17 protein-coding genes and 1 pseudogene are annotated in these 24850 nt (G+C 73.2%); 11 read left to right on the top strand and 7 right to left on the bottom strand.

The annotated features are described in order from the left end of the window. The first annotated feature begins 40 nt into the window (after positions 1-40). The 5 genes and pseudogenes from CRP56_RS06325 (at position 41) to CRP56_RS06310 (ending at position 8535) form a co-directional block, all read left to right on the top strand. A complete protein-coding gene (locus CRP56_RS06325; protein WP_097261114.1) occupies positions 41-3976 on the top strand; it encodes a non-ribosomal peptide synthetase in 3936 nt (1311 codons plus the stop codon). A gap of 53 nt (positions 3977-4029) precedes the next feature. Further along, a pseudogene (locus CRP56_RS47480) lies at positions 4030-4179 on the top strand (MbtH family protein); the annotation flags it as partial. Between the two features lie 51 nt (positions 4180-4230). After that, entirely contained in the window at positions 4231-4935 is a 705-nt protein-coding gene (locus tag CRP56_RS06320; RefSeq protein WP_179851294.1) for a thioesterase II family protein, read from the top strand. Positions 4936-4983: 48 nt separating this feature from the next. Further along, entirely contained in the window at positions 4984-5808 is an 825-nt protein-coding gene (locus CRP56_RS06315) for an SDR family oxidoreductase (protein WP_097261110.1), read from the top strand. A gap of 51 nt (positions 5809-5859) precedes the next feature. Further along, positions 5860-8535 carry a non-ribosomal peptide synthetase gene (locus CRP56_RS06310; protein ID WP_257040018.1) on the top strand — a complete coding sequence of 892 codons (2676 nt, stop codon included), beginning with the start codon at positions 5860-5862 and terminating at the stop codon, positions 8533-8535. Here the strand turns inward: CRP56_RS06310 and CRP56_RS48250 are convergent. Beyond that, positions 8501-8686, bottom strand: a complete 186-nt coding sequence (locus CRP56_RS48250) for a hypothetical protein (protein WP_097261108.1) — start codon at positions 8684-8686, stop codon at positions 8501-8503. The genes CRP56_RS06310 and CRP56_RS48250 overlap by 35 nt on opposite strands. 143 nt (positions 8687-8829) lie before the next feature. Between CRP56_RS48250 and CRP56_RS06300 the strand changes: the two genes are divergently transcribed. Together CRP56_RS06300 and CRP56_RS06295 are read left to right on the top strand one after the other, a co-directional pair. Then, positions 8830-9993, top strand: a complete 1164-nt coding sequence (locus tag CRP56_RS06300; RefSeq protein ID WP_097261106.1) for an exonuclease SbcCD subunit D — start codon at positions 8830-8832, stop codon at positions 9991-9993. Then, complete coding sequence (locus CRP56_RS06295; RefSeq protein WP_097261104.1) at positions 9990-13007, top strand: AAA family ATPase; 3018 nt, start codon at positions 9990-9992, stop codon at positions 13005-13007. Before CRP56_RS06300 ends, CRP56_RS06295 begins: the two co-directional genes overlap by 4 nt. Here CRP56_RS06295 and CRP56_RS06290 read toward each other — a convergent pair. Next, positions 12975-13421: an Lrp/AsnC family transcriptional regulator gene (locus CRP56_RS06290; RefSeq protein WP_097261102.1), complete on the bottom strand. Its 447-nt coding sequence runs from the start codon at positions 13419-13421 to the stop codon at positions 12975-12977. The two genes, CRP56_RS06295 and CRP56_RS06290, sit on opposite strands and share 33 nt — an antisense overlap. A gap of 156 nt (positions 13422-13577) precedes the next feature. Here CRP56_RS06290 and CRP56_RS06285 point away from each other — a divergent pair, with 156 nt between their 5' ends. From CRP56_RS06285 to CRP56_RS06275, 3 genes are all read left to right on the top strand, one after another. Then, positions 13578-14063, top strand: coding sequence for a rhodanese-like domain-containing protein (locus CRP56_RS06285; protein ID WP_097261100.1), 486 nt, complete (start codon positions 13578-13580; stop codon positions 14061-14063). Between the two features lie 89 nt (positions 14064-14152). Beyond that, a complete protein-coding gene (locus CRP56_RS06280) occupies positions 14153-14671 on the top strand; it encodes an immunity 21 family protein (RefSeq protein WP_097261098.1) in 519 nt (172 codons plus the stop codon). Positions 14672-14831: 160 nt separating this feature from the next. Next, positions 14832-15665, top strand: a complete 834-nt coding sequence (locus CRP56_RS06275) for an SDR family oxidoreductase (RefSeq protein ID WP_097261096.1) — start codon at positions 14832-14834, stop codon at positions 15663-15665. A gap of 21 nt (positions 15666-15686) precedes the next feature. Here CRP56_RS06275 and CRP56_RS06270 read toward each other — a convergent pair whose 3' ends face one another. Beyond that, positions 15687-17372, bottom strand: coding sequence for a DUF885 domain-containing protein (locus CRP56_RS06270; RefSeq protein ID WP_097261094.1), 1686 nt, complete (start codon positions 17370-17372; stop codon positions 15687-15689). Positions 17373-17405: 33 nt separating this feature from the next. After that, positions 17406-17897, bottom strand: a complete 492-nt coding sequence (locus tag CRP56_RS06265; RefSeq protein ID WP_059198292.1) for an Lrp/AsnC family transcriptional regulator — start codon at positions 17895-17897, stop codon at positions 17406-17408. A 60-nt stretch (positions 17898-17957) separates the two neighbouring features. On the opposite strand from CRP56_RS06265, the gene CRP56_RS06260 reads away from it, so the two are divergent. Beyond that, complete coding sequence (locus tag CRP56_RS06260) at positions 17958-19160, top strand: trans-sulfuration enzyme family protein (RefSeq protein ID WP_097261092.1); 1203 nt, start codon at positions 17958-17960, stop codon at positions 19158-19160. Here the strand turns inward: CRP56_RS06260 and CRP56_RS06255 are convergent. The 3 genes from CRP56_RS06255 to CRP56_RS06245 all read right to left on the bottom strand — a co-directional run bounded on the left by CRP56_RS06255 (position 19157) and on the right by CRP56_RS06245 (position 24730). Continuing rightward, positions 19157-20551 (bottom strand): GNAT family N-acetyltransferase, encoded by a 1395-nt coding sequence (locus CRP56_RS06255; protein ID WP_097261090.1) that lies wholly within the window; start codon positions 20549-20551, stop codon positions 19157-19159. The genes CRP56_RS06260 and CRP56_RS06255 overlap by 4 nt on opposite strands. Before the next feature lie 139 nt (positions 20552-20690). Beyond that, a complete protein-coding gene (locus CRP56_RS06250; protein WP_097261087.1) occupies positions 20691-23333 on the bottom strand; it encodes a DUF7824 domain-containing protein in 2643 nt (880 codons plus the stop codon). Next, complete coding sequence (locus CRP56_RS06245; RefSeq protein ID WP_097261085.1) at positions 23330-24730, bottom strand: SWIM zinc finger family protein; 1401 nt, start codon at positions 24728-24730, stop codon at positions 23330-23332. The genes CRP56_RS06250 and CRP56_RS06245 overlap by 4 nt, the downstream gene beginning before the upstream one ends. Between the last annotated feature and the right edge of the window lie 120 nt (positions 24731-24850).

Raw genomic sequence — 24850 nt, 5'->3', positions numbered from 1 at the left:
GCAGCTCCAGCAGAGCCAGAACACAGCGAGACGAGGCGAAATGACGCAGCCCGGGCCGGTCGACGTACTGCCCCTGACCCCGCTCCAGGAGGGCCTGCTCTTCCATGCCCTGTACGAGCACGAACGGGACGCCCTCGACGTGTACGTCGTACAGCTGGTCTTCGAACTCGAAGGCCCGGTGGACGCCGAACGCCTGCGCGCGGCCGCTCAGGCACTGCTGGACCGCCACCCCAACCTGCGGGCGGCCTTCCGGCGGCGTCGTGGCGGTCAGCCGGTGCAGGTCGTCCCACACCGGGCGACGCTGCCGTGGACGGAAGCCGATCTGACCGGTCCAAGCATCGACACCGAGAAGGCGTGGACCGAACTGCTCGACGAGGACCGGGCCCTCGGCTTCGACCCCGCCACCCCTCCACTCCTTCGCTGCGCCCTGGTCCGTACCGGCGAGATCCGCCACCGGCTGCTCGTCACCCACCACCACATCCTGCTCGACGGCTGGTCGGTCTCCGTGCTCCTACGGGAACTGCTCGCCCTGTACGCAGCCGACGGCGACCCGGCCGCGCTCGCGCCCGCCCCGCCGTACCGCACCTTCCTGGAGTGGCTGAACCGCAGGGACCGCAACGTCGCCGAGGCCGCCTGGCGGGATGCGCTGGCCGACGTGACGGAACCGACCCGACTGGCCCCGGCCACCGTGCCGGGCGTCACCGAGCCCGCACAGGCCCGGACCGAGCTGTCGGCGGAGAGCGGAGCCGCCCTCACGGCATGCGCCCGGAGCCTCGGCGTGACCGTGAACACCCTCGTCCAGAGCGCCTGGGCGATCCTGCTCGGCCGCCTGACCGGCCGCGACGACGTCGTCTTCGGCGCCACCGTCTCCGGGCGGCCGCCGGAACTCTCCGGCGTCGAGTCGATGGTCGGCCTGTTCATCAACACCATCCCGACGCGGGTCCGGCTGCGGCCCGAGGAGAGCCTGGCCGCCCTGCTCCGCCAGGTCCAGGACGGCTACGTGCGCGTTCTCGACCACCACCATCTCGGCCTGGCCGACATCCAGCGGGCCGTGGGCGTCGCGGAGCTCTTCGACAGCCTCGTCGTCTTCGAGAACTATCCGGTGGATCCGGAGGCGGCAGGCAACCGACCCGACAACGACGGCGGCGGGCTTTGCCTCGTCGGCTCCAGCGGTCGCGACGCCACGCACTACCCCGTGACCCTCGTGGCGCTTCCCGGCCCCCGGCCCCGGTTCCGGCTGGCCTACCACCCGGGACTCTTCGACGCCGACTGGGCCGACGCCACGCTCGCCCGCCTGGTGCGCGTCCTCGAAGCCATGGCGGCCGACCCGGAACTCCCGCAGGGCCGTCTGGGGCTCCTGGCGCCTCAGGAACTCCCGCGGCGAACCCTGTCCACGCCGCCCTCGACCCGCACCCTGACCGACCTCTGGTCGGCCCAGGTCGCGGCCACCCCGAACGCCGAAGCCGTCCTGGATCGCGGCACCCGTCTCACCTACCGCGAACTCGATGCCCGGGCCGAGCAGTTGGCCGGTCGCCTGACCGCCCTCGGAGCCGGCCCGGAGCGGGTCGTGGGCATAGCGCTGCCCCGCACGGCGGAACTGGTCGTCGCCGTACTGGCCGTACTGAAGTCCGGTGCCGCCTATCTGCCGCTCGACCCGGCCTACCCGGCCGACCGCCTGGCGTACATCGTCGCCGACGCCTGCCCGGTCGTCGTCCTCGCCACCGAGGAGACGGCCGGGGTGCTGCCGCAGGGCACACCGCTGCTCAACCCCGGAAGTGAGGTGACACATCGTCAAACTCGCTCTTGTTCAAGGAGTTTGACGCGGGACCATCTCGCCTACATCACCTACACCTCCGGCTCCACCGGCCGCCCCAAGGGTGTTCTGGCCACGCACCGCAATGCCGTCGAGTTCGTCGAGTGGACCCATGCGGAGTTCGGTCCCGAGCGGCTGGCCAAGGTGCTGTTCTCGACCTCGCTCAACTTCGACGTGTCGGTGTTCGAGATCTTCTCGCCGTTGCTGTGCGGCGGCCGTATCGAGATCGTCGAGAACCTCCTCGCACTCACCGATCGCACTCCACGGGACGTCGGTCTCATCAGCGGCGTACCCACGGTCATGGCCAGCGTGCTCGCCGAGCGGCCTCCCGTTACACCTCACACGGTGGCTCTTGGCGGCGAACCGATCCCCGAACAGCTCCGGGCCGGCATCGAGACCGCCTTCCCCGGGGCACGGCTCGTCAACTTCTACGGGCCCACCGAGGCGACCATCTACGCCACCGCCTGGCAGTCCGACGCTGACCCGTACGACAAGACCGCGCCACCCATCGGCCGCCCCCTCGCCCGCAACCTCGTCCACCTCCTCGACCATGCGCTGCATCCCGTACCCGACGGGGCCGTCGGCGAGGTGTACGTGGCGGGCGGCGGCCCCGCCCGCGGCTACCTCGGCAGGCAGGGGCTGACGGCCGAGAGGTTCGTCGCCGACCCCTTCGGTGGACCCGGGGAGCGCATGTACCGCACGGGCGACCTGGCGGTGCGCGGCTCCGACGGGCAACTGCGTTTCCTGGGGCGGGCGGACCAGCAGGTGAAGCTCCGCGGCTTCCGGATCGAACTGGGCGAGATCGAAGCCGTACTCGCCGCACACCCGGCCGTCGCCGAGGCGGCGGCCACGGTGAGGGAGGACCAGCGGGGCGAAAAGCAGCTGGTCGCCTACGTCGTACCGGCCGAGGGGGTGGCATCGGGAGCCGATGCCGATGGCCTTCGCGACTATCTCGCCCGCACCCTCCCCGCCCACATGATCCCCTCGTCCTTCGTCGTTCTCGAAACGCTCCCGCACACCGCCAGCGGCAAGCTGGACCGCAAGGCGCTGCCCGCACCCGACGCACCGCTCGCCGCGAAGACGGCCCCCCGTACCGAGCGGGAGGAGACCCTCCGCGGAATCTTCGCCGAGGTCCTCGGCCTCGCCCCCGACCGGATCGGCGTCCACGACAGCTTCCTCGACCTCGGCGGCCACTCCCTGCTGGCCCCCCGACTGACCGCACGGATCCGAGCCGAACTCGGCGTGGAACTGCCCCTGCGCGCCCTCTTCCACACACCGACCGTGGCGGCACTGGCCCGACATGGGGCCGAAGCCGACCACCCCGCCGAGCCGGCCCGCCCCGCAGGGCCCCGCCACTCCGGCGGCTCGGGTACGGCCCCCGTGGGACCCTTGCTCCCGCTGCGCACCCGAGGCGAGCACGAACCCCTGTTCTGCCTTCCTCCGGCCTCCGGCCTGTCCTGGGGCTTCGCCGGTCTGGCCCGCCACATCGACGCCGGCCGCCCGCTGTACGGCCTGCAGTCGCGTGGCCTGATCCCGGGCCAGGACAGGGCCGGCAGCCTGGCCGAGGCGGTCGCCGAGCACACCGCCCTCATCCGCGACATACAGCCGCACGGCCCCTACCACCTCCTCGGCTACTCCATGGGCGGCCTCGTCGCCTACGACGTCGCCGTCGGCCTCCAGGAGGCCGGGGAACAGGTCGCACTCCTCGCGCTGCTCGACTCCTTCCCCGGGGCCTGGATCCGACAGGCCCCCGCCCTGTCGGACCGCCCGGCGCTGCTGCGCAGCCTCCTCACCATCCTCGGCCGGCAGGTGCCCGAGGACGACACGGAACCGCTGACCGACAGCCGGTTCGCGGAGCTGGTGCGCCGCGTACCCGACATGCCCGGCAGCCTCGACGACGCCGAACTTGCGGCCCTGGTCGACGTGACGGCCGACAACCGCCGTCTGCTGGGCGAGTTCGCCCCCGGGCCCTACCGCGGTGACCTGCTCTTCTTCACCGCCGCACAGGACCCGGACGCGGTGCCGGGCCGACACCGCTCCTGGCAGCCGTACATCGAAGGCCGGGTCGACAACCACGACATCCCCTGCACACACGGAGAGATGACCCGGCCCACGTCACTGGACCGCATCGGCCCGGTGCTGGACAGCCGGCTCCGGAAGTAGCCCGAACGCGCCGCACACCTCGGCCGCAACCGCCCACCACAGAAAGAACCGTCATGACCACCAACCCCTTCGACGACGACAGCATCGAGCACCTGGTCCTGGTGAACGACGAGGGCCAGCACTCCCTGTGGCCCGCCTTCGCCGAGGTCCCCGCCGGCTGGACCGTCGTCCACGGTCGTGCGAGCCGTCAGTCCTGCGTGGACTACGTCAACGAGCACTGGACCGACATGCGTCCCCACAGCCTGATCAAGGCAATGGGGGACGCGACCAAGCTGGTGTGCCTTCCGTATGCCGGAGCGGGCGCCTCGGTCTACCGCCCCTGGGCCGACGTGGCCGGGAACGCACTGGAGATCGTGCCGCTCCAACTGCCGGGCCGGGAAAGGCTGATCGACGAGGAGCCCTACCGGGACGTGCACAAGGCCGCCGACGCACTCCTTCCCCAGCTGCGGGAACGGCTCGGCAGCGGCGACCACAAGGTGGCACTGTTCGGGCACAGCCTCGGCGCCGTGCTCGCCTACGAACTCGCGCACCGCCTGGCGGACGAGCCCGGCATCGAGCTCGTCCGAGTGTTCGTCAGCGGCTCGCCGCACCCCGGCCAGGGCCGTGAACAGCGGGCCACCGGTCTGTCCGACGACGATTTCCTCGCCCGCGTCGGCGAGTTCGCGGGCTACAGCCACCCCGCCCTCGACGACCCGGAGATGCGCGAGATGCTCCTGCCCACCCTGCGCGCCGACGTCGAGATGCACGAGACCTACGTACCGAGCACCCCCCTTCCGCTGGACGCGCCCCTCACGGTCATCCGCGGCGAGGACGACACGCTGGTCACCCACGACGAGGCCGCGTCCTGGAACAAGGCGTCCGGCTGCGACTTCGAGCACGTGGAGGTCCCCGGCGGACACATGTATCTGACCGAGTCGGCGCCCGCCCTGGTCCGCCTGATCGCCTCGAAACTGGCCTAGCCGCCCGCCCCACCCCCTCGCCCCTTCACGACCTCAAGGGAGTACCCGATGCGTCTGCACGGCAAGTCGGTCCTCGTCACCGGCGCCGCCCGCGGACTCGGCAGAGCGGCCGCGGTCGCCTGTGCGGCCGAGGGTGCCGACCTCACCCTGCTGGACATCTGTGCCGACCTACCGGGCGTGCCCTACCCGCTGGGCACCCCGGGGCAGTTGGAGCACACCGCCGCGCTGTGCCGCGACGCCGGCGCCGCCGTCCTCACCGCGGTTGCCGACATCCGCGACACCCACGGCATACGGCAGGCAGTGACCCGCGCCGAGGACCGGTTCGGCCGGATCGACGTCGCCGTCAACAACGCGGGCATCGCCGCCCCCTCCGGCAAACCGGTGCACGAGATCGACGAGGACGAGTGGTCCCTGATGATCGACGTGGACCTCTCCGGCGCCTGGCGGGTGATCCGCGAGGTCGGCGGGGCGATGAGCGTCCGGCGCGCCGGCAGCATCGTCAACGTCGCCTCCACCGCCGGACTCGTCGGCTACCGCCATTTCGCCGGCTACGTCGCCGCCAAGCACGCCGTCGTCGGCCTCACCAAAGCCGCCGCGCTCGACTTCGCGCCGACGAAGGTGCGCGTGAACGCGGTCTGCCCGGGGTCCGTTCGCGACGACGCGCGGGCCGAGGGCAGGATGCTCGCCGAGATCGCCAGGGCGCTGGAGGTGCCCGTCCACGAGCATGAGAAGACCTTCGTCGAGGCACAGCCCATGAACGCGCTGATCGAACCCGAGGACGTCGCCGCCGCGATCGTCTTCCTCGCCTCGGACGAGTCCCGGCAGATCACCGGGTCGGTCCTGACCGTGGACGGCGGGTTCAGCATCCGCTGAGACCCCCGTCCCGGCCAACGGAAACCACGAGAACAACAAGGAGTACGGCCCGTGTCCGCGCTGCTGTCCGACCCCCTCCTCCACGCGACCCACTGCCATGCGCTGCGCGTCCGGCCCGGCCACTCACCGGACCCCGCCTCCCGGCCGGGGCTGTGGATCGAGGACATCTCCGTACCAGCGACGGACCCCCTTGCAGAGCGCCGACGCGACACCGAACTCGCCCGGCCCGCCCGCGATCCGCGCACCGTCCTCCTGCGCTACGCCGACGGCCTCTGTGACCTGATCGTCGTCGCCCCGCGCGGGCGCTGGGACCGCACAGCCCTCAACCGGCTGGCAGCCGGGCATCCCGTGGCGCCGAACGACGCACCCCCGGCTCCCGAGACATCCCCCGCCGCGCCCGCGCCCGCCTGGGGGCTCCGCGACGACCGCCCCACCACCCCCCATGTCCTCGCCCTGGACCATGGCGGCGACGAGGCAAGCTGGCTCACGGCACTCGCCGTCACCCTGCGCCGCTACGATCCCGACACCCCGCCGGTCATCGGCACCGACCGGGGCAGCTTCACCGTCGAACCGGCCGCCACGCTCGGCGAGTCGAAGCCCTCCTCCACGACCGGCCCTGCGCTGACAGGTCTGCTCTTCGAGGCCACCGAACTGCCCGCAGAGGGCGAGACCGAGTACGTACCCTGCCTCGCGCCCCCGTTCCCGCTCACCGTCTCGATCCTCCGGGACTCGGGCGGTCCGCGGCTGCGCTGCGACCACCTGAGCAGTCACTTCTCCGCGGAGATCGCCGCCCAGTTCGTACGGCACCTCGTGCACGTACACCAGCAGGTCCTGCACCGCCCGCAGACCCCGCCGGACGACGTCGAGCTCCTCGACGAGGCGGAGCGTGCCCGCACGGCGGCGCTCGGCCGCCCGCCCCGCGCGCTGACCACCAGCCCGGTGAGCCTGCCCGCGGCGCTCGCCCGGATCGTGGCGGCGGCGCCGGACCGCATCGCCGTGACCGACGGCGGCACCGGCCTGACCTACCGCGAACTCGACGAGCGGGCAGCCCGGTTGGCGTCCGGCCTGCGCGCACGCGGAGTGGGCGCAGGCGATCGGGTGGGCGTGTGTCTGGAACGTTCCGCCGAACTTGTCGTCACCCTGCTCGCCGTGCTGACGGCCGGCGCCACCTACGTGCCCGTCGACCCCGCCTACCCGGCGGAGCGGCTGGCGCGCACGGCACGGGACGCGGGTCTGGGCGTGGTGATCACCCGGCTCCCTCGGTTCCCGGCCGTGGCGGACTGTGTGCAGGTGACCCCGGACGAACTGCTGAACGCGCCGGGCACCGGGTGGCCGTGGCCACAGGAGAACACGAGCCCGACGCCCCCCTCGCCCGACGACGCCGCCTACGTCATCTACACCTCCGGTTCCACCGGCCGGCCCAAGGGCGTCGTCGTACCGCACCGCAACGTGATCGCCCTGGTCGACGCGACCCGCGACGAGTACGGGCTCTCGGAGGCGGACGTGTGGACCTGGTTCCACTCCAGCGCCTTCGACTTCTCCGTGTGGGAGATCTGGGGCTGCCTGCTGACCGGTGGGCGGCTGGTCGTGGTGCCGTACTTCGTCTCCCGTGAACCGGACCTCTTCCGCGACCTGCTCGTCGCCGAGAAGGTCACCGTGCTCAGCCAGACCCCGTCGGCCTTCGCCCAGCTCCTCGACGTCGACCACACCGACGTGTCCGTCCGGCTCGTCGTCTTCGGCGGTGAGCCGCTGGACACGCGGATGCTGCTGCCCTGGTTCGACCGGCACCCCGAGCGGTCCTGCCGGGTGGTGAACATGTTCGGCATCACCGAGACCACCGTCCATGTCACCGAGCAGACCCTCACCCGCAGACTGGCGCTCCTCGCCACCCGCTCCGTCGGGGCAGCCCTGCCCGGCTGGCACCTGTACGTGGTGGACCCGGCCGGACGGCTGCTGCCGCCGGGCGTGGCGGGCGAGATATGCGTCGGCGGTGCCGGCGTGGCGATCGGCTACCTGGGCCAGAAGGAGCTGACCGCACAGCGCTTCGTACCGGACCCGCGCACCGGCAGCACCATGTACCGCAGTGGCGACCTCGGACGGCTGCGCCCCGACGGGCGGCTCGAACACCTCGGGCGGATCGACAGCCAGGTGAAGATCCGCGGCTTCCGGATCGAGCTCGACGAGATCCGCTCCGTACTGCTGGAGGACCCCGACGTGCGCACCGCGGCCGTCCTGGTCCGCCGCGACGAGACGGCGGGCGCCGCCACGGCCAGGATCGACGCCTACGTGACCCTGACGCCCGGCGGCGACCCCGCCGGAGTACGCGAGCGGGCCGCCGGAATCCTGCCCGAGTACATGCTCCCCGCCACCGTCACCGCGCTGGACGCACTCCCGCTGACGGCCAACGGCAAACTCGATGCGGCCCAGCTCCCCGCACCCGCCGCCGCACGCCCGCCGAAGCGTGACACGGCTCCGGAGGCACCCGCCGTCGATGACCTCACCGCAAGCCTGACGGAGATCTGGAGCGACGTGCTGGGCATGCCCGTGGGCCCGGACGACGACTTCTTCGAGCTCGGCGGCAACTCCCTGTTCGCCGTCCGTATCGGTGCCGCCCTGCGCGCCCGCGGCCTGCCGTCGCTGCGGCTGCGGGAGCTGTACCGTCACCCGACGGTCCGGGGGACGGTGGCGAGCCTCAGGGCCGTGGCCGAGCAGGATCCACCCATGTGAGCCCGTCCTCCGAGGCCACCAGAGCTCCGAGGAGGCCGTCGTCCAGTTCCGTCGCGCCCACGTTGGTGACCTTGCAGGCCTTCCAGAAGTAGGAACGCTCGTCCTGGTGCATGTCGTAGAAGGAGACCAGGAACTCCTGGGATTCCGCCACCGTGCCCTTCCGCCGCCCGGCTCGCGGTACCGGACTGGTGGGCGGCATGCGTTAGCGTGGCGGGTGTTAACGGCGAGCCCCGTGCTGGTTCGTGCTGGCTTTTGAGGTGCAGTGGGGGTAAATGTGCAGGTCAGAGCGATTTCATGAGATTGCTGCACACTTCCGACTGGCATCTCGGCCGCGCGTTCCACCGGGTCAACATGCTCGGGGCCCAGGCCGAGTTCATCGGTCACCTCGTCAGCACCGTGCGGGAGCACGCGGTGGACGCGGTGGTCGTGTCGGGAGACGTGTACGACCGCGCGGTGCCGCCGCTGGCCGCGGTCGAGCTGTTCGACGACGCCCTGCACCGGCTCGCCGACCTAGGGGTGCCGACGGTGATGATCTCCGGCAACCACGACTCGGCCCGCCGACTGGGCGTGGGCGCCGGCCTCATCGACCGCGCGGGCATCCATCTGCGGACCGAGCCGGCGGCGTGCGGGACGCCGGTGGTGCTGCAGGACGCCTTCGGTGACGTGGCCTTCTACGGTCTGCCGTATCTCGAACCCGCCCTGGTCAAGGACGAGTTCGGAGTGGAGAAGCCCGGGCACGAGGCCGTGCTCGCCGCCGCCATGGACCGCGTCCGCGCCGACCTCGCCACCCGCGCGCGTGGCACCCGCTCCGTCGTCCTCGCGCACGCCTTCGTGACGGGCGGCGAGGCCAGCGACAGCGAACGGGACATCACGGTCGGCGGGGTCGCCGCCGTACCGTCCGGCGTCTTCGACGGCGTCGACTACGCGGCGCTCGGGCATCTGCACGGCTGCCAGACCATCACCGAACGCGTCCGCTACTCCGGCTCCCCGCTGCCGTACTCCTTCTCCGAGGCCGACCACCGCAAGACCATGTGGCTCGTCGACCTCGACGCCGAGGGCGCGGTGACCGCCGAGCGCGTCGACTGCCCGGTGCCGCGTGCGCTGGCCCGGCTGCGGGGGACGCTGGAGGAACTGCTCGCCGATCCCGGCCTCGCCCGGCACGAGGAGGCGTGGGTCGAGGCCACCCTCACCGACGCCGTCCGCCCCGCCGACCCCATGGCCCGCCTCACCGAGCGCTTCCCGCACACCCTCAGCCTCGTCTTCGACCCCGAGCGCGCCCCGGACGACCCCGAGGTGTCCTACGCCAAGCGGCTCGCGGGCCGCAGCGACCAGGAGATCGCGGAGGACTTCGTGGCGCATGTGCGGGGTGCGGGACCCGACATGGACGAACAGGGCGTGCTGCGGGACGCGTTCGACGCGGTGCGGGCGGACGAGGCGGTCAAGGAGGTCGCGCGGTGAGGCTGCACCGACTGGACATCACCGCGTTCGGCCCCTTCGGCGGAGCCCAGTCCGTGGACTTCGACGAGCTGTCCGTCGCCGGACTCTTCCTGCTCCACGGACCGACCGGCGCGGGCAAGACCTCCGTCCTCGACGCCGTCTGCTACGCGCTGTACGGTTCCGTCCCCGGCGCCCGCCAGTCCGGCCAGGGCCTCACCCTGCGCAGCGACCACGCCGCCCCCGGCACCCGCACCGAGGTGCGTCTCGAACTGACCGTCGCCGGACGCCGGTTGGAGATCACCCGCCAGCCGCCCTGGGAGCGTCCCAAGAAGGGCAACCGCTCGGGCACCACCGTCGACAAAGCCCAGAGCTGGCTGCGCGAGTACGACGCCGGGACCGGCTCCTGGAAGGACCTCAGCCGCTCCCACCAGGAGATCGGCGAGGAGATCACCCAGCTGCTCGGCATGAGCCGCGAGCAGTTCTGCCAGGTCGTGCTGTTGCCCCAGGGCGACTTCGCCCGCTTCCTGCGCGCGGACGCCGAGGCGCGCGGCCGACTGCTGGGCCGCCTCTTCGACACCCACCGCTTCGCCGAGGTCGAGAAGCGGCTCGCCGAGCGCCGCCGCGCCACCGAGGCACAGGTCCGCGACGGGGACACCGAGCTGCTCGCCGACGCCCACCGCATGCAGCAGGCGGCGGGCGACGCGATGGCCCTGCCGGACGCCGCTCCCGGGGAGCCCGGTCTCGCCGACGCCGTCATGAGCGCCGCCGCCGTCGCCCGCAGCACCGCGCGCGAGCAGCTCACCATCGCCCACAGCCGGCTCACGGCCGCCGAGTCCGCGCAGGCCGCCGCCGAGCGCGCGCTGGCCGACGTACGCGAAGTGGCCCGGCTGCAACAGCGGTTCGCCGAGGCGCGGCAGCGGGCCGCGCTGATGGAGGAGCGGTCCGAGGGCTACCGGCAGGCGCTGGCGCGCATGGAACGCGCCCGCAAGGCCGAGGCCGTGGCGCCGGCGCTGGAGCTCAGGGAGGCCGCCGACGCCGAGCACCGCCGGGCGGACGCGGCACAGACACGCACGCGTGCCCTGCTGCCGGACACCTTCGCCGACGCCGGCGCGGCCGGGCTCGCGTCCGCCGCCCGCCGGGCCGCCGAGGAGCTGGGCGGGCTGGAGTCGGCGCGCCGTGCCGAGCAGCGGCTGGCCGACCTGGTCGCGGAGCGGGACGGCCTGGACCGGCAGGAGCGTGCCGACGAGGACGTGCTGCGCGAGGCGGACGACTGGCTCGCCGGCTGGGAGGCGGTCCGCGCCGCGCTCCAGGCCCGTATCGACTCCGCCCAGGAGGCGGCGACCCGGGCCGAGCAGCTCGGCGTACAGCGCGAGCCGGCGCAGAAGCGGCTGGGCGCGGCGCGGATGCGGGACCAGCTGGCCGGTGACACCGACACGGCCGCCGAACAGGTCCGCCTCGCCCAGGCGGACGCGCTGGCGCTCAAGGCCCACTGGCTGGACGTCAAGGAGCAGCGGCTGACCGGCATCGCCGCCGAACTCGCCGCCCAGCTGACGGACGGGGAGCCCTGCGCGGTCTGCGGGGCGACCGAGCACCCGGCCCCGGCCCGCAAGGACGCCGGGCATGTCGACCGGGAGGCGGAGGAGCGGGCGCTGGCCGCCTACCAGCAGGCGGAGGAGCGGCACAGCGAGCAGGAACGGCGCCTGGGCGTCGTACGCGAGGCACTGGCCGCCGCCACCGCGGAGGCCGGTGACGCCTCGACCGAGCAACTCGCCGACGCCGCCGAGGAGTTGGAGCTGCTCTACGCGCAGGCCCGGCACGCCGCCTCCGCGCTGCACCCCGCGCACGAGGAGCTGCGCCGCGCCGAGCAGGAGCATGAGCGGCGTACCGCCGTACGCCAGGAGGCCGCGGTGCGAGCCGCCTCCCGTGTCGGGCACCGGGACCGCCTCGACCGTGAACGGGCCGCGCTGGAGGAGGAGTTGGCGCAGGCCCGCGGCGCCCTCGACAGTGTCGCCGCGCGCGCCGACCAGCTGGAACGGCAGGTCGCCCTGCTCACCGACGCCGCCGACGCGGTCCGCGTCGCCGAGGACACCGCGCAGCGGCTCAAGGACGCCGACGCCCGGCTGGCCGACGCCGCGTTCCGGGCCGGCTTCGACACCCCGCAGGCCGCGGCGGATGCCCTCCTCGACGACGCGGCCCACCGCGACCTCCAGCGGCGGCTCGACGACTGGCAGGCGCAGGAGGCCGCCGTACGGGCCGTCCTCGCCGAGCCCGACACCGCGGCCGCCGCCCAGCAGCCGCCCGCGGACCTCGCCGCCGCCGAGCGGGCCGCCGCCCTCGCCGCCCAGCGGGTCCGCGACGCGGCGTCCGCGCGCGACGCCGCCGCCCGGCGCTGCGCCGACCTCGACCGGCTCTCCGCGCGCGCGGCCGTCTCCGTCCGCCGCCTCGCCCCGCTGCGCGAGGAGTACGACCGGGTCGCCCGCCTCGCCTCGCTCACGGCGGGCACCTCGGCGGACAACGAACGCAAGATGCGCCTGGAGTCGTACGTGCTGGCCGCGCGCCTGGAACAGGTGGCCGCCGCCGCGACCGTCAGGCTGCTGCGGATGTCCTCGGGCCGCTACACCCTCGTCCACTCCGACGACCGGGCCGGACGCGGCCGCAGCGGGCTCGGGCTGCACGTCGTGGACGCCTGGACCGGACGGGAGCGGGACACGGCCACGCTGTCGGGCGGCGAGACGTTCTTCGCCTCGCTCGCCCTCGCCCTCGGCCTCGCGGACGTCGTCACCGACGAGGCGGGCGGGGTCCGGCTCGACACGCTCTTCATCGACGAGGGCTTCGGCAGTCTCGACGACCAGACCCTCGACGAGGTCCTCGACGTGCTCGACTCCCTGCGCGAACGGGACCGCAGCGTCGGCATCGTGAGCCATGTCGCCGACCTGAGACGGCGTATCCACGCCCAGTTGGAGGTCGTGAAGGGAAGAGCAGGCTCGACTCTGAAGGTGCGCTCAGCGGCCCAGCGGGCGGCGCGGCAGGGGTGAGGAGTAGACGACGCTCGTCGTCACCGCGCCCAGCGAGCCGATCTTGCCGGACACCTCCTCCAGGTGCCGCATCGACCGCGCGGCGACCTTGATGACGAAGCAGTCGTCGCCCGTGACGTGATGCGCCTCCAGGATCTCCGGCGTCGTCTCCACCAGGTCGTGGAACGGCTTGTAGTTGCCGTTCGGATACCGCAGCCGCACGAACGCCAGGATCGGCAGCCCCAGCCGGTCCGGGTCGACGACCGCCGCGTACCCCTGGATCACGCCCGCCTCCTCCAGCCGGCGCACCCGTTCCGTGACCGCGCTCGGGGACATGGAGACGGCCCGCGCGAGCTCGGCGAAACTGGCCCGGCCCTCCCGCTGGAGGACGTCGAGGATGCGCCAGTCGGTGGCGTCCGGGGAAAACTCGGTCATCCCGGAGAGATACCAGGGGAATCACCGGCGGATCAAGCGGAACGCCGGGGATCACCACTTCAGGGAGGTGATCGTCCGACGTAGATTTCTGGGTGCGGGGAGGGCGACGAGGCCCGACGAGAAGCCCCGCGCGTCTTGTCAGGGAAAGGCCCGAGCATGAGCAGCGTCAGCACGAACACCGTCAACCCCGTCCTGCGGGTCGCCCCCGCGGCCCCGGCCGAGGCTGCCGCCTACTTCCGTGCGAGCCTCGTCTTCCACGCCGACGTCTCCGACGTCGCCGCCGCGCTCTCGGCCGGGGGAGACCCCGGCTTCGTCGTCCTGGACTCCCGCTCCACGGAGGCCTGGGACCAGGGCCACATCCCCGGTGCCGTGCACCTGCCGACTGCCCTCATCCCCGAGCAGGCCGAGCAGCTCCTCGACAAGTCCGTGCCGGTCGTGACGTACTGCTGGGGCCCCGGCTGCAACGGCGCCACCCGCTCCGCGCTGGCCCTCGCCGAACTCGGCTACCAGGTCAAGGAGATGCTCGGCGGCTTCGAGTACTGGGCGCGCGAGGGCTTCGCGTACGAGACCTGGGAGGGCACGCAGACCCGCAACGCCGACCCGCTGACGGCACCGGTGGACGCGGAGAACTGCGGCTGCTGAGCCGGGCCGTGACCGTCGCTGAATCACGGATTCCGGTCTTCCTGGGAACCGGCGACGCGCACGGTCATGTACCAGGTAGATTCCGCGCCATGGTGCGATACGCGGAGCCGGGCGCGGCGGAGTGGGTGGAGTCGGGCGGCGGGCCGCTCATAGCGGTCCCGGAGACCGTACTGCCGTTCTGGGCCGGCGCCGACGGCGACGAGACGGCCTCGGACTACGACCGGGCCTGCGAGATCGACGGCTACGTCGGCCTGCTGCCCGTCGGCGACAGCGCGGCCCTGGTGCTCGGCGACGAGCCCGCCTCCACCACGTATCTGCCGGACCGCGGCGTCTTCGTACGGTGGTCGGCGGCGGAGTCCGAGGAACAGCTGCTCGCCGAGGTGCCGGCGGCGCTCGACGCGGCGGTGTGGGGGCCGGAGGTCGCCTGGAACGTACCCGGTCCGGTGCTGTTGTTCGACGCCGCCTGGCCGGGGACCGACTCCCTGCGCACCGACCACGTCTGGATCGCGCTCGACCCCGGCCGCTACGCGGTGCGCGCGGCGCATGTGCGGCCCGGACCGGAGACGTGGCTGGGACTCGTCCAACTGAGGCCGCTGGCGCACGGATAGCGACCGGGGCGCCTGGCGCACGGATAGCGACCGGGGGCGCCTGGCGTACGGATAGCGACCGGGGGCGCCTGGCGTACGGCTGGCGGCTCGGCCGCCCGGCGCGGGGACGGCCGGGAAATTCCCGTGCGCCGCACGGAACCCTTCCCCATCATGGTCGTCCATGCCCCGACTTCCCCACCCCACCCCCGAACAACTCCGCCGCGACCCGCTGCCCCTGCGCGGCCGTACCGCCCTCGTCACCGGCGCCAGCAGGCGCGGCGGCATCGGGCACGCCGTGGCCCGGCGGCTGGCCGCCTACGGGGCGAGCGTCTATCTGCACCACCATGTGCCGCACGACGCCGCCCAGCCCTGGGGAGCGGACCGCCCCGAGGACGTGCTCGCCTCCGTGCGCGGTGCCCTCGGCGACCCCGAGGCGCGGGTCGTGGCCGGACCCGGAGACCTCACGGACCCCGCCGCCCCGGCCGAACTGATCGCCACCGCGGCCGGCGCGCTCGGCGGCCGGCTCGACATCCTGGTCGCCAACCACGCCCTGAGCGGCAGCGACGGCACCCTCGACGAGATCGACGCGGCCATGCTGGACGCGCACTGGGCGGTCGACACCCGCTCGGTGCTGCTGCTGGTGCAGGCCTTCGCGCGGCATCGGGCGGGCCTCTCGGGCGGCCGGATCATGATGATGACCTCCGGCCAGGACATCGCCGGAGGCATGCCGGGCGAGATCGCCTACGCCCTCCAGAAGGGCGCCCTCGCCTCCGTCACCCGCTCCCTGTCGACGACCCTCGCCGAGCAGGGCATCACCGTGAACACCGTCAACCCGGGCCCGGTGGACACCGATTACCTGACCGGCGAGGTGTACGAGGCCGTCGCCGCCCGCTTCCCCGCCGGACGCTGGGGCATGCCCGACGACCCGGCCCGCCTCATCGCATGGCTCGCGACCGACGAGGCGGGCTGGATCACGGGGCAGGTGATCGACTCGGAGGGCGGCTTCCGGCACTGAGCACTACAGCCGGCCCAGCCCTTACAGCTGCGCCAGCTCGTCGACCAGGTCGTCGAGCCCCAGCGAGCCCTGCGACAGCGCCGCCATGTGCCAGGCCTTGAGGTCGAACGCGTCGCCGTGCCGCTGCCGGGCCTTCTCGCGGCCCAGCAGCCAGGCACGCTCGCCCAGCTTGTAGCCGATGGCCTGGCCGGGGATCGTCAGATAGCGGGTCAGCTCGCTCTCCACGAAGTCCGCCGGCCGGCTGCTGTGCGCGCCGAAGAACTCCTGGGCCAGCTCCGGCGTCCAGCGCTCGCCCGGGTGGAACGGCGAGTCGGCCGGGATCTCCAGCTCCAGGTGCATGCCGATGTCCACGATCACCCGCGCCGCCCGCATCATCTGCGCGTCGAGGTAACCGAGCCGCTGCTCCGCGTCCGTGAGGAAGCCGAGCTCGTCCATCAGTCGCTCCGCGTACAGAGCCCAGCCCTCGGCGTTGGCGCTGACGATGCCGACCGTGGCCTGGTAACGGGAGAGGCTGTCGGCGATGTGCACCCACTGCGCCAGCTGGAGGTGATGGCCGGGGACCCCCTCGTGGTACCAGGTGGACACCAGGTCGTAGGCGGGGAAGCTGGTCTGGCCCATCGTCGGCAGCCAGGTGCGTCCAGGCCGGGAGAAGTCCTCCGACGGGGGCGTGTAGTACGGCGCCGCCGCCCCGCCGGGCGGGGCGATCCGCGCCTCCACCCGCCGTACCCGCTCGGCCAGTTCGAAGTGCGTGCCGTCCAGCGACTCGATCGCCTGGTCCATCAGACCCTGCAACCACTCACGCACCTCGTCGACACCGTCGATGCGGGTGCCGTGCTCGTCGAGGTGCTTGAGCGCCACCCACGGCGTCTCGGCCCCCGGCAGGATCTTCTCCGCCTCCCGCTTCATCTCGCCGAGCAGCCGGTGGAACTCGGACCAGCCGTACGCGTACGCCTCGTCCAGATCCAGGTCCGTGCCGTTGAAGTAGCGCGCCCAACGGGCGTAGCGCTCCCGGCCGACGGTGTTCGAGGCGCCCTCGATCGTCGGCGCGTACACGTCCCGCATCCAGTCCCGCAGCTCCACGACCGCCGCGGTCGCGGCACGCGCGGCCTCGTCCAGCTCGGCACGCAGCGCCTCCGGGCCGTCCGCCGCGAAGTCCTCGAACCAGCCGCGCCCCTCCCCGGTGTCCGCCCACTCCGTGAGCTGTTCGACGAAGGTGGCGGTCGGCCGCGGCGCCGCGTACAGCTTGCGCTCCAGACCGAGCGCGAGGGACTCGCGGTACCCGGCGAACGCGGTCGGTACGGCCCGCAGCCGCTCGGCGATCGCCGCCCAGTCCTCGTCGGTCTGGCTCGGTGTCACGGTGAACACCTCGCGCACCGAGTGCGCGGCCGTCGCCATGTTGCCGACCGAGCGCAGGCCTTCGTCCGCCTCGTGCACGGCGAGTTCCGCGGTGAGCCGCTCGCGCAGCAGCCGGGCGCAGCGCCGCTCGATGTCACTGTCCGCGCCGGGCTGCCGCTCGGCCTCGTCGAGGCGGGCGAGTGTGGTCCGGAGGAGCTCGGCGACCTTCTCCTGGCCCGCGGGCGAGGTGTCGGGCAGACGGTTCGAACTCTCCTTCACGCCGAGATAGGTGCCGGTGACCGGGTCGAGGGCGATGAGGGCGTCGACGTAGGCGTCGGCCACCTCACGGGGCAGGCTGTTGGTCTGTGACATGCGGTCCATCCTCGTACGAGGGGACGCCGCACGTCACCCGGATTGAGCCGAGGGCGTAGGCGGGAGCAGCGGCCCGCAGTCCCACTGCTGGAAGATCAACCGGGTCTCCACCCGGGCCACTTCGCGATGGGCCGTGAACTCGTCGAGGACGAGCCGCTGCAGATCCGTCATGTCCGCGACGGCGACATGGACGAGGTAGTCGTCGGGCCCGGTCAGGTGGAAGACGGTCCGCGACTCGGGCAGCGCCCTGATCCGCTCGACGAACGGCCCCACCAACTCCCGCCGGTGCGGCCTGACCTGCACCGACAGCAGCGCCTCGAGGCCGCGCCCGAGCTTCGCCGGGTCCAGCCGCAACTGATGGCCGAGGATCACCCCGGCCCGGCGCAGCCGGGTCACCCGGTCCAGGCAGGTCGACGCCGCGACCCCCACCTGGGCGGCGAGGTCGCGATAGGTGGTCCGGGCGTCGTTCTGCAACAGCCGCAGAAGATGAAGGTCCACCGGATCCAGTACGACAGATTCGGCCATGGCCCGAACGTAACACGGCGTTCGGCCCCACCGGCCCGGTCGCTGTTCACCCTGTCCCGCATGGAGACGACGCCTGTGCCCACGAGAGCCCTGGCCACCGAGGCCGTCCACGCCGGCCGCGACGACCTCGCCCGGCAGGGACTGCACGCCCCGCCCATCGACCTGTCGACCACCTACCCCTCGTACGACAGCCGCGCCGAGGCCGCCCGCATCGACGCCTTCGCCGCCACCGGCGCCGATCCGGACGGCCCGCCCGTCTACGGCCGCCTCGGCAACCCGACCGTCGCCCGCTTCGAGACCGCCCTGGCCCGCCTGGAAGGCACCGAGTCCGCGGTCGCCTTCGCGAGCGGCATGGCCGCGCTCAGCGCGGTCCTTCTGGTACGGGGCTCGATGGGCCTGCGCCATGTGGTCGCCGTCCGCCCCCTGTACGGGTGCAGCGACCATCTCCTCACCGCCGGCCTGCTCGGCTCGGAGGTGACCTGGACGGACCCGGCCGGCATCGCCGACGCCCTGCGCCCCGACACCGGCCTGGTCATGGTCGAGTCGCCGGCCAACCCGACGCTCGCCGAAGTGGACCTGCGCGCGGTCGCGCACGCCTGTGGCACGGTCCCGCTCCTCGCCGACAACACCTTCGCCACGCCCGTGCTCCAGCGCCCGGCGGAACAGGGCGCCCGGCTGGTGCTGCACAGCGCCACCAAGTACCTCGGCGGTCATGGTGACGTGATGGCGGGCGTGGTGGCCTGCGACGAGGAGTTCGCCGGCCGGCTCCGCCAGGTCCGCTTCGCCACCGGCGGCGTCCTGCACCCGCTGGCCGGCTATCTGCTCCTGCGCGGCCTGTCGACGCTCCCGGTCCGCGTCCACGCGGCCTCCGCGACCGCCGCGGAACTGGCCCGCCGTCTCGCCGCCGACCCGCGCGTCGCCCGCGTGCACTACCCGCGCATCGGCGGCGCGATGATCGCCTTCGAGGTCCACGGCGACCCGCACGAGGTGATCGCGAACGTCCGCCTGATCACCCCGGCGGTGAGCCTCGGCAGCGTCGACACCCTGATCCAGCACCCGGCGTCCATCAGCCACCGCATCGTGGACGCGGACGACCGCCGGAACGCCGGAGTGAGCGAGGGCTTGCTGCGGATGTCGGTGGGCTTGGAGGACGTAGAGGATCTTTGGGCGGATCTTGATGGCGCCCTTGGGTTGACGTCCCTCAGGGGCGCGGGGAACTGCGCGACCAGCCACAGAACACCCGCACCCGCCGCCTCTCACTAACCCCTACGGCGCTCGGGCGAACCCGCGCTCACCTGCTCCGCCACACCCTCCGGAGCCAGCCGCGCAGTGATCACCAGGGTCCCCTCCTCGATCTGGTAATCGAGGGGGAGGCCCAGATCCCGCATCGCCGCGACCATGCCCGTGTTGGACGACTGAGTCACCGCGTACACACTCTCGCACCCGGCCTCACCGGCCATCCCCACCAGCCTGCGCAGCAACTCGCCCCCGATCCCGCGCCGCTGCCACTCGTCCTCGACGAGCAGCGCCACCTCGGTCTCGTCCCCGTCCCACAGCAGATGACCGAGCCCGACCAGCCGCCCCGACGTGGTCTGAACGGCCAGCGTCCGCCCGAACCGCGGACTGAGCAGATGGTTCAGATACCGGTCCGCGTCACCGACCGGTCCGTGATAGCGCAGTGACAACGTTCGCGGGCTGCACCGCTCGTGCATCGCCTTCGCGGCTTCCAGATCCCCGATGTCCGCCCGCCGCACCATGATGTCGTTGCCCTCGGGCAGCGTCAGCACGTCCTGGCTGTGCGGCACGCGCGGTCCGAGGACCGTGTCCAGCTCCACCAGCGCCCGCGCCCGGGCGAACTCGGTCGGGGTGAACGGCAGATACGGCCGCTCCACGGTGATCACTCCGCCTTCCGGTGCCCGCAGCTTCATCACGGTGTCCTCAAGCACCCCTTCAACAGGCACGTCCTCCGGACCTCGGCCCCCTCCGGCCGGTGTGCCGGGAAGCGACCTGATGGTGCACCGGCCCAGCAACTGCCGCAGCGCCAGCGGAAGTTCCGCGGCGTCCAGCGCGGTACGGGTGGCGAGACCGAGCACCCGCGTCGGCGCGTCGACCAGGTCGTGGGCGTCGGCCCGCTCGATCCACGTACCGGCACCGCCGGCCAGTGCGATCGCCCGGGTGATCTCCGCCGCAGACAGCTCGCCGGGCGCCCGCAGCAGGAACTCGTCCACCGTGCCCTCGGCCAGCGGGTGCGTCTGGAGGCTGAGGATGTCGACCCGGTGGCCGGCGAGGGCCGTGCACAGCGCGGCCAGCGACCCCGGTTCGTCCTTCACCGTCGTCCGCATCCGCCACAGCACGCTCTCCCCGGTGTCGGCGGACGGCCCGGCCTGCGCCTCCGCGGAGGACGGCCGGGCACCGGTATCGCTCACCGGCGGCGCGTGACCGTGGCGGCGTGACCACCATGTGTGGAACGCCGCCGTGGCGACCAGCACGACCGCCGAGGCCAGCAGCAGCTCGGGACCGTCGGGCCCGTGCCCGATCAGATTGGCGACGGCGTCCGCCACCGCGACCGCCGTGAACAGCGCGGCCAGCTCGATGACGTCCCGGCGCCAGTGGTGGACCGGACGTCCATGCTTCGCACGCGTCACATCAGACATTTCTCGACTCATGCAGCCACTGTGAAGGAAGGGTGTTGCGTGATCACGAACGGTTTGTGACCGGGCGGTAAAGACTGGATCTGGGGTTTTTGTCGGATTCCTTACCGTTCTGTCACGCCACCGTCTCCTCACTGTTCTGTCACGCCACCGCCTCCTCGACCAACGCCCCCTGCAACCGCCGGGCCTGCGTCACCAGCCGGGACGACCCGCGCCGGGCCGCCGCCCCGGCGAGGTGCGGCAGCTCACCCCGCGCGCCGGACCGCTCGGCGCACTCCGAGGCCACCGCCAGCAGCTCTCCGAGCCCCCGGCTCCTGGCGGCCTGCCCGTCCGGACCGCCGGCCGCGAGGTCGCCCAGCAGCGGCGGCAGGATGTGGCGCAGCAGCCCCCAGATCGTCGCGTTCGCCCCCGTCGCGGCCGCCGTGCGCAGCGAGTCGGCCAGTCGCAGCGGCTTCACCACCCCGTCCCGCACCATCTGCCCGAGGTCCGTGCCCAGCAGCGCCGCGTCGAGCTGCTCCCGCGCCGCGAGCACGAGCAGCGCGTCCACCGCGGCGAGCCGGTCCTCCTCGTGGCGGGCCCCGAGTCCGTACGCCACGCACAGGTGGACGGCGTCGCCCGCCTCGCCGCCGGACTCGGCGAGCAGGGGGAGTACCGCAGCGGCACCGCGGGTCTCCTCGACGGCGACCGTGGAGAGGTCGCGCAGTATCCGGGCGGCGACGAGCTCGCGGCGCTCGGGGAGCAGGGCGAGCCAGTGCGGACGGATCGAGTCGTCCCAGTGGTAGCAGTACCAGCGCTCCCGGTAGACGCTCACCGGCCGCCCCAGCGGCCGGAACTCGCGCGGGAAGTCGTCCTGGAGTTCCTCCAGTTGACCGCACTCGACCAGGACGCGGGCGTGTGCCGTGCGGCGTCGGCCGACCGGGAGCTGCGGGCCGCCGGAGGTGAGCCACCGGGCCAGCTCGGCGCCTTCCGGGGTGCCGAGGGCCGCCGCGCGCTCCGCCGCCGACGCGGCCGCCGCCCGGTCCCCGCGCCGCACGCGCAGCAGGGCCTGCGCGAAGTCGGCGTCCGAGGGCCGGGCGCCCAGCCGCCGGTAGTCGATCAGGCGCTCCACCAGGTCCTCCGGTTCCAGGAGGCCCGTGCTCCAGGTCGGCGTGGACAGCAGGAACGGCAGCGGGTCGGTCCGCATCCGGAACGCCACCTCGGCGATCCGGGCCTGGAAGGCACGGTCCAGGGCGCTGTGCACACAGGTCTGCCCCGTCGTCCCCTGGGTGACGGCCGCGTGGAGCGCCGCCGTCCGTACCTTGCCCAGCAGCGAGGCGAGCACGAGATGGAGATGGGTGAAGTTGGTGAAGTACGTGCTCTCCCGGACGCGTTCCTCATCGGCGGTGACCCACCACAGCCGCGCCACGACCGGACCGAGCGCCTCGACCAGGGCCTCCCGGTCGTCGTGGGCGTGCCGCACCAACCCGTCCAGGGTGCGCTCGAACGCCGCCACGTCGTCGCCGGTCACCAGCAGCGCGCCGACCTCCTCGGCGACTTCCGCCACCGACGCCGGAGCGGGCGTCAGCCGCACCGGCTCCGGCACCGGAGGCAGCACCTCCTCGTACATCACCGGCCCGATGGCCGCCGGGGCCGCGCCCAGCGAGGCGACCGCCCGGACGCGCAGCGTCGGGATCAACTGCTCGGCAGCCATCGCGAGTTCGCTTCGCGCGGCGGGGCCGGCCTTTTTCACGTGCCGTTCCACCAGCTTCAGCGCCCGCTCCTGGACGTCCGAGTCCTCGTGGCCGAAGGCCTGCGCGACGGCGGGGAGCAGCTCGTCGGCCGTGGCGGCGTTGCGTGCCGTGACCTTGCCCAGCAGGACGAGCTGGGCGCGGACGAGCTTCTTCTCGGTGCGGAACAGCACCGCGCCCGACATCTCGGCCAGCCGGCGCGCCGACAACTCGCCTTCCAGAGCGAGGCCGCCCAGCACCGACTGCGCGTAACCGGCCACCACCGAGGGGGCGTCCGCGGCCAGCGCCAGCCACTCCGCCGTGCGCTCCCGCTCCTCGTCGCGGGTGAGGGCGAGGGCCTTGAGGAGTCGCAGGAACCCCCGGTGATCGGCGGCGGATCCGCCCCGCAGCAGCCGGGACACACACGCGTGGATCATCGCCCCGCGCTCCAGCGCGCCCTCGGCGGTGAGCTGGGCCAGCGCCCCGGTCCAGCTGCCGGGGCCCTCGTCGGCCGGCCACTGCAGGGTGCCGCCGATGTCGTCCGTCTCGAACAGCGCGGCCACGAGCCGCGGGAGGTGCGGGTCCTTGCGGAGCCGGCCCAGCAGCGTGTCCCCGCGCTGCCAGACGCTGCCGGTGTGCCGCACCCAGCCCTCGACATAGGCCTGTGTCGTCGGGACCGGGCAGGCCGACAGCCGGACCAGGCCCGCCATCAGCTCGTACGGCACCTGCGCGCTCGGCGGGCGCTGGGCGAGCCGGTGCGCCACATCGGCGAGCCAGTGGGTCTCGCGGTCGGCCAGGACGTCGATCAGCACGGCCGGGGGCGCCTGCCCCCAGCGCATGTCGGCGGACGCCAGCCAGTTCGCCACGGCGGCCGCCCCGGTCTGACAGGCCGCCCCCGCCACCTGGAGCGACGGGTAGGCACGCCGGGCCCGCGCCTCCCACCGGTCCGCCCGCAGCTCCTTGCGCAGTTCCTTCAACTCCGGAAGGTACGACCGCCGTTCGGCGTCCGTCATCCCGTCCAGCAGGCCCGGCAGCTCACCCGTCCGCCCCGCCCGCACCGCCTCCATCAACGCGTTCATCGCACACCCCCGTCGACCCGCACCGTCTCCCGCCCCACCGCGGCACCCCGCCGCGCCATCCGCACCGCCAGCGCGTGCTTGCACGGACCGCGCCCGCCCCGGTACTTCGCCCACCACACACAGCTGCACGTGAACACCCCCGCCGTGTCCCGTACCCGGTGCACATGGCCGTCTGCCGCCGTCACCGTGCCACCCGCGTCGTCCAGCGCGACCGCGCCCGCCGCCACCAGGGACCGGGCCGAACGCAGCCGGGGGTTGTGACGCTCGACGCGCTCGGCGTCGTACGGAAGTTCGCGATGGAAGTAGGCCGCCTCCGCCGTGTCGTACCCGACGCGGCCCGAGGTGCCGAGGCGTATCAGGGCCGCCCGGACCCGCTCGGCCGTGAGGCCCGCCGCCACGGCGAGGTCGGCCACGTCGACGCGGGGCTCCCAGGCCAGGAGGACCGAGATCAGCTCCGCGTCCTCGGCGGCCTCGTCGCCGGCGAGCGCTTCCAGGACGCCGCCCTCGCCGGAGAAGCCGCGCGAGGCGTCGGGGGACAGGGTGAGGGTGAGCCGCATGCCCGGCAGGACGGCCTCCCAGGCACTGGCCGTCGCGTCGGTCCCGGCCGCCACCGTGGGGCCGTACACCCGCAGCGCGGTCGCGTGCCGGAGCACCCGCTGGAGGGCGATCAGCCGCTCCGGGCCCGGCAGACAGACCGCGCCCGGCACCGCACGGGTAGTCGGCCGCAGCGTGCCGCCCGCCGGCACCACCCAGCGGGGGCCGCCGCTTCGCGCCGCGGTGCGCGGCAGCGAGCGCAGGAACCGCACGGCCTCGGCCGCCGACAGCTCGGCGCGCAGGTCGAAGCCCGCCGCGATCACCTGGGCCTCCGCGAAGCCCCGCAGCCAGCGGTCGGGGAGCGGCACCTTCTTCTCCAGGACCGGGCCGTCCAGCGTGGTCACGGCCAACTCCTCAGGTCCGACCCGAAGATGGAGCGGATCGTCCGCGCCGATCCGCGACAGGGCCTCGCGCAGGGGGTTGTTCACGTCGACGTTGGTCGTGCCGTGCCCCACCTCGCCGCCGTCGAGGCCCGCGTCCAGGACGTCCAGGCGGGCGTACACGCCACCGCAGCCCGAGAAGGACTCGAAGCGCAGCCGGTCGCCGTTGCCCGTCACCACCGGGTCGAGCGAGGCGCGCAGCTGGCGTTGGTAGTAGCGGGCCGCCGCCACGTCGGCGACCGCGAGCAGACCCGCGGAGGCCACCTGAGGAGACGTCAGGAAGCCGGTGAAGAACCGCGGATGGTCCGCCACGCCCGCGGGGGTCGCACCCCGCGAGGTCTCCAGTCCCAGGCGCTGGACACCCGCCGCGGACTGAAGCGCGGAGGGTCGGCGATAGGCCACGGCCTGCAAAGATCGCGTCATGGAAAAACCGTAGAGGCGACCACTGACAATCGGCCCTGACCTGCGAAAACGCCCTGCGGGAGCGGGAGTTCAGGCGGCCGCGTACCGGGAGATGACGCCGGTACGCGGCCCGCCGTCGAG

The sequence above is a fragment of the Streptomyces sp. TLI_55 genome, from assembly GCF_900206255.1.
Taxonomy (GTDB): Bacteria; Actinomycetota; Actinomycetes; order Streptomycetales; family Streptomycetaceae; genus Streptomyces; species Streptomyces aquilus.
This window is presented reverse-complemented; position numbering and strand designations above follow the sequence as displayed.

What these genes read in the sequence shown, in the direction of transcription:
- CRP56_RS06325 (WP_097261114.1), top strand. Translation starts at nt 41, where the DNA reads ATGACGCAGCCCGGGCCGGTCGACGTACTGCCCCTGACCCCGCTCCAG.
- CRP56_RS06320 (WP_179851294.1), top strand. Translation starts at nt 4,231, where the DNA reads ATGGGGGACGCGACCAAGCTGGTGTGCCTTCCGTATGCCGGAGCGGGC.
- CRP56_RS06315 (WP_097261110.1), top strand. Translation starts at nt 4,984, where the DNA reads ATGCGTCTGCACGGCAAGTCGGTCCTCGTCACCGGCGCCGCCCGCGGA.
- CRP56_RS06300 (WP_097261106.1), top strand. Translation starts at nt 8,830, where the DNA reads ATGAGATTGCTGCACACTTCCGACTGGCATCTCGGCCGCGCGTTCCAC.
- CRP56_RS06290 (WP_097261102.1), bottom strand. Translation starts at nt 13,421, where the DNA reads ATGACCGAGTTTTCCCCGGACGCCACCGACTGGCGCATCCTCGACGTC.
- CRP56_RS06285 (WP_097261100.1), top strand. Translation starts at nt 13,578, where the DNA reads ATGAGCAGCGTCAGCACGAACACCGTCAACCCCGTCCTGCGGGTCGCC.
- CRP56_RS06280 (WP_097261098.1), top strand. Translation starts at nt 14,153, where the DNA reads ATGGTGCGATACGCGGAGCCGGGCGCGGCGGAGTGGGTGGAGTCGGGC.
- CRP56_RS06275 (WP_097261096.1), top strand. Translation starts at nt 14,832, where the DNA reads ATGCCCCGACTTCCCCACCCCACCCCCGAACAACTCCGCCGCGACCCG.
- CRP56_RS06270 (WP_097261094.1), bottom strand. Translation starts at nt 17,372, where the DNA reads ATGTCACAGACCAACAGCCTGCCCCGTGAGGTGGCCGACGCCTACGTC.
- CRP56_RS06265 (WP_059198292.1), bottom strand. Translation starts at nt 17,897, where the DNA reads ATGGCCGAATCTGTCGTACTGGATCCGGTGGACCTTCATCTTCTGCGG.
- CRP56_RS06260 (WP_097261092.1), top strand. Translation starts at nt 17,958, where the DNA reads ATGGAGACGACGCCTGTGCCCACGAGAGCCCTGGCCACCGAGGCCGTC.
- CRP56_RS06255 (WP_097261090.1), bottom strand. Translation starts at nt 20,551, where the DNA reads ATGTCTGATGTGACGCGTGCGAAGCATGGACGTCCGGTCCACCACTGG.
- CRP56_RS06250 (WP_097261087.1), bottom strand. Translation starts at nt 23,333, where the DNA reads ATGAACGCGTTGATGGAGGCGGTGCGGGCGGGGCGGACGGGTGAGCTG.
- CRP56_RS06245 (WP_097261085.1), bottom strand. Translation starts at nt 24,730, where the DNA reads ATGACGCGATCTTTGCAGGCCGTGGCCTATCGCCGACCCTCCGCGCTT.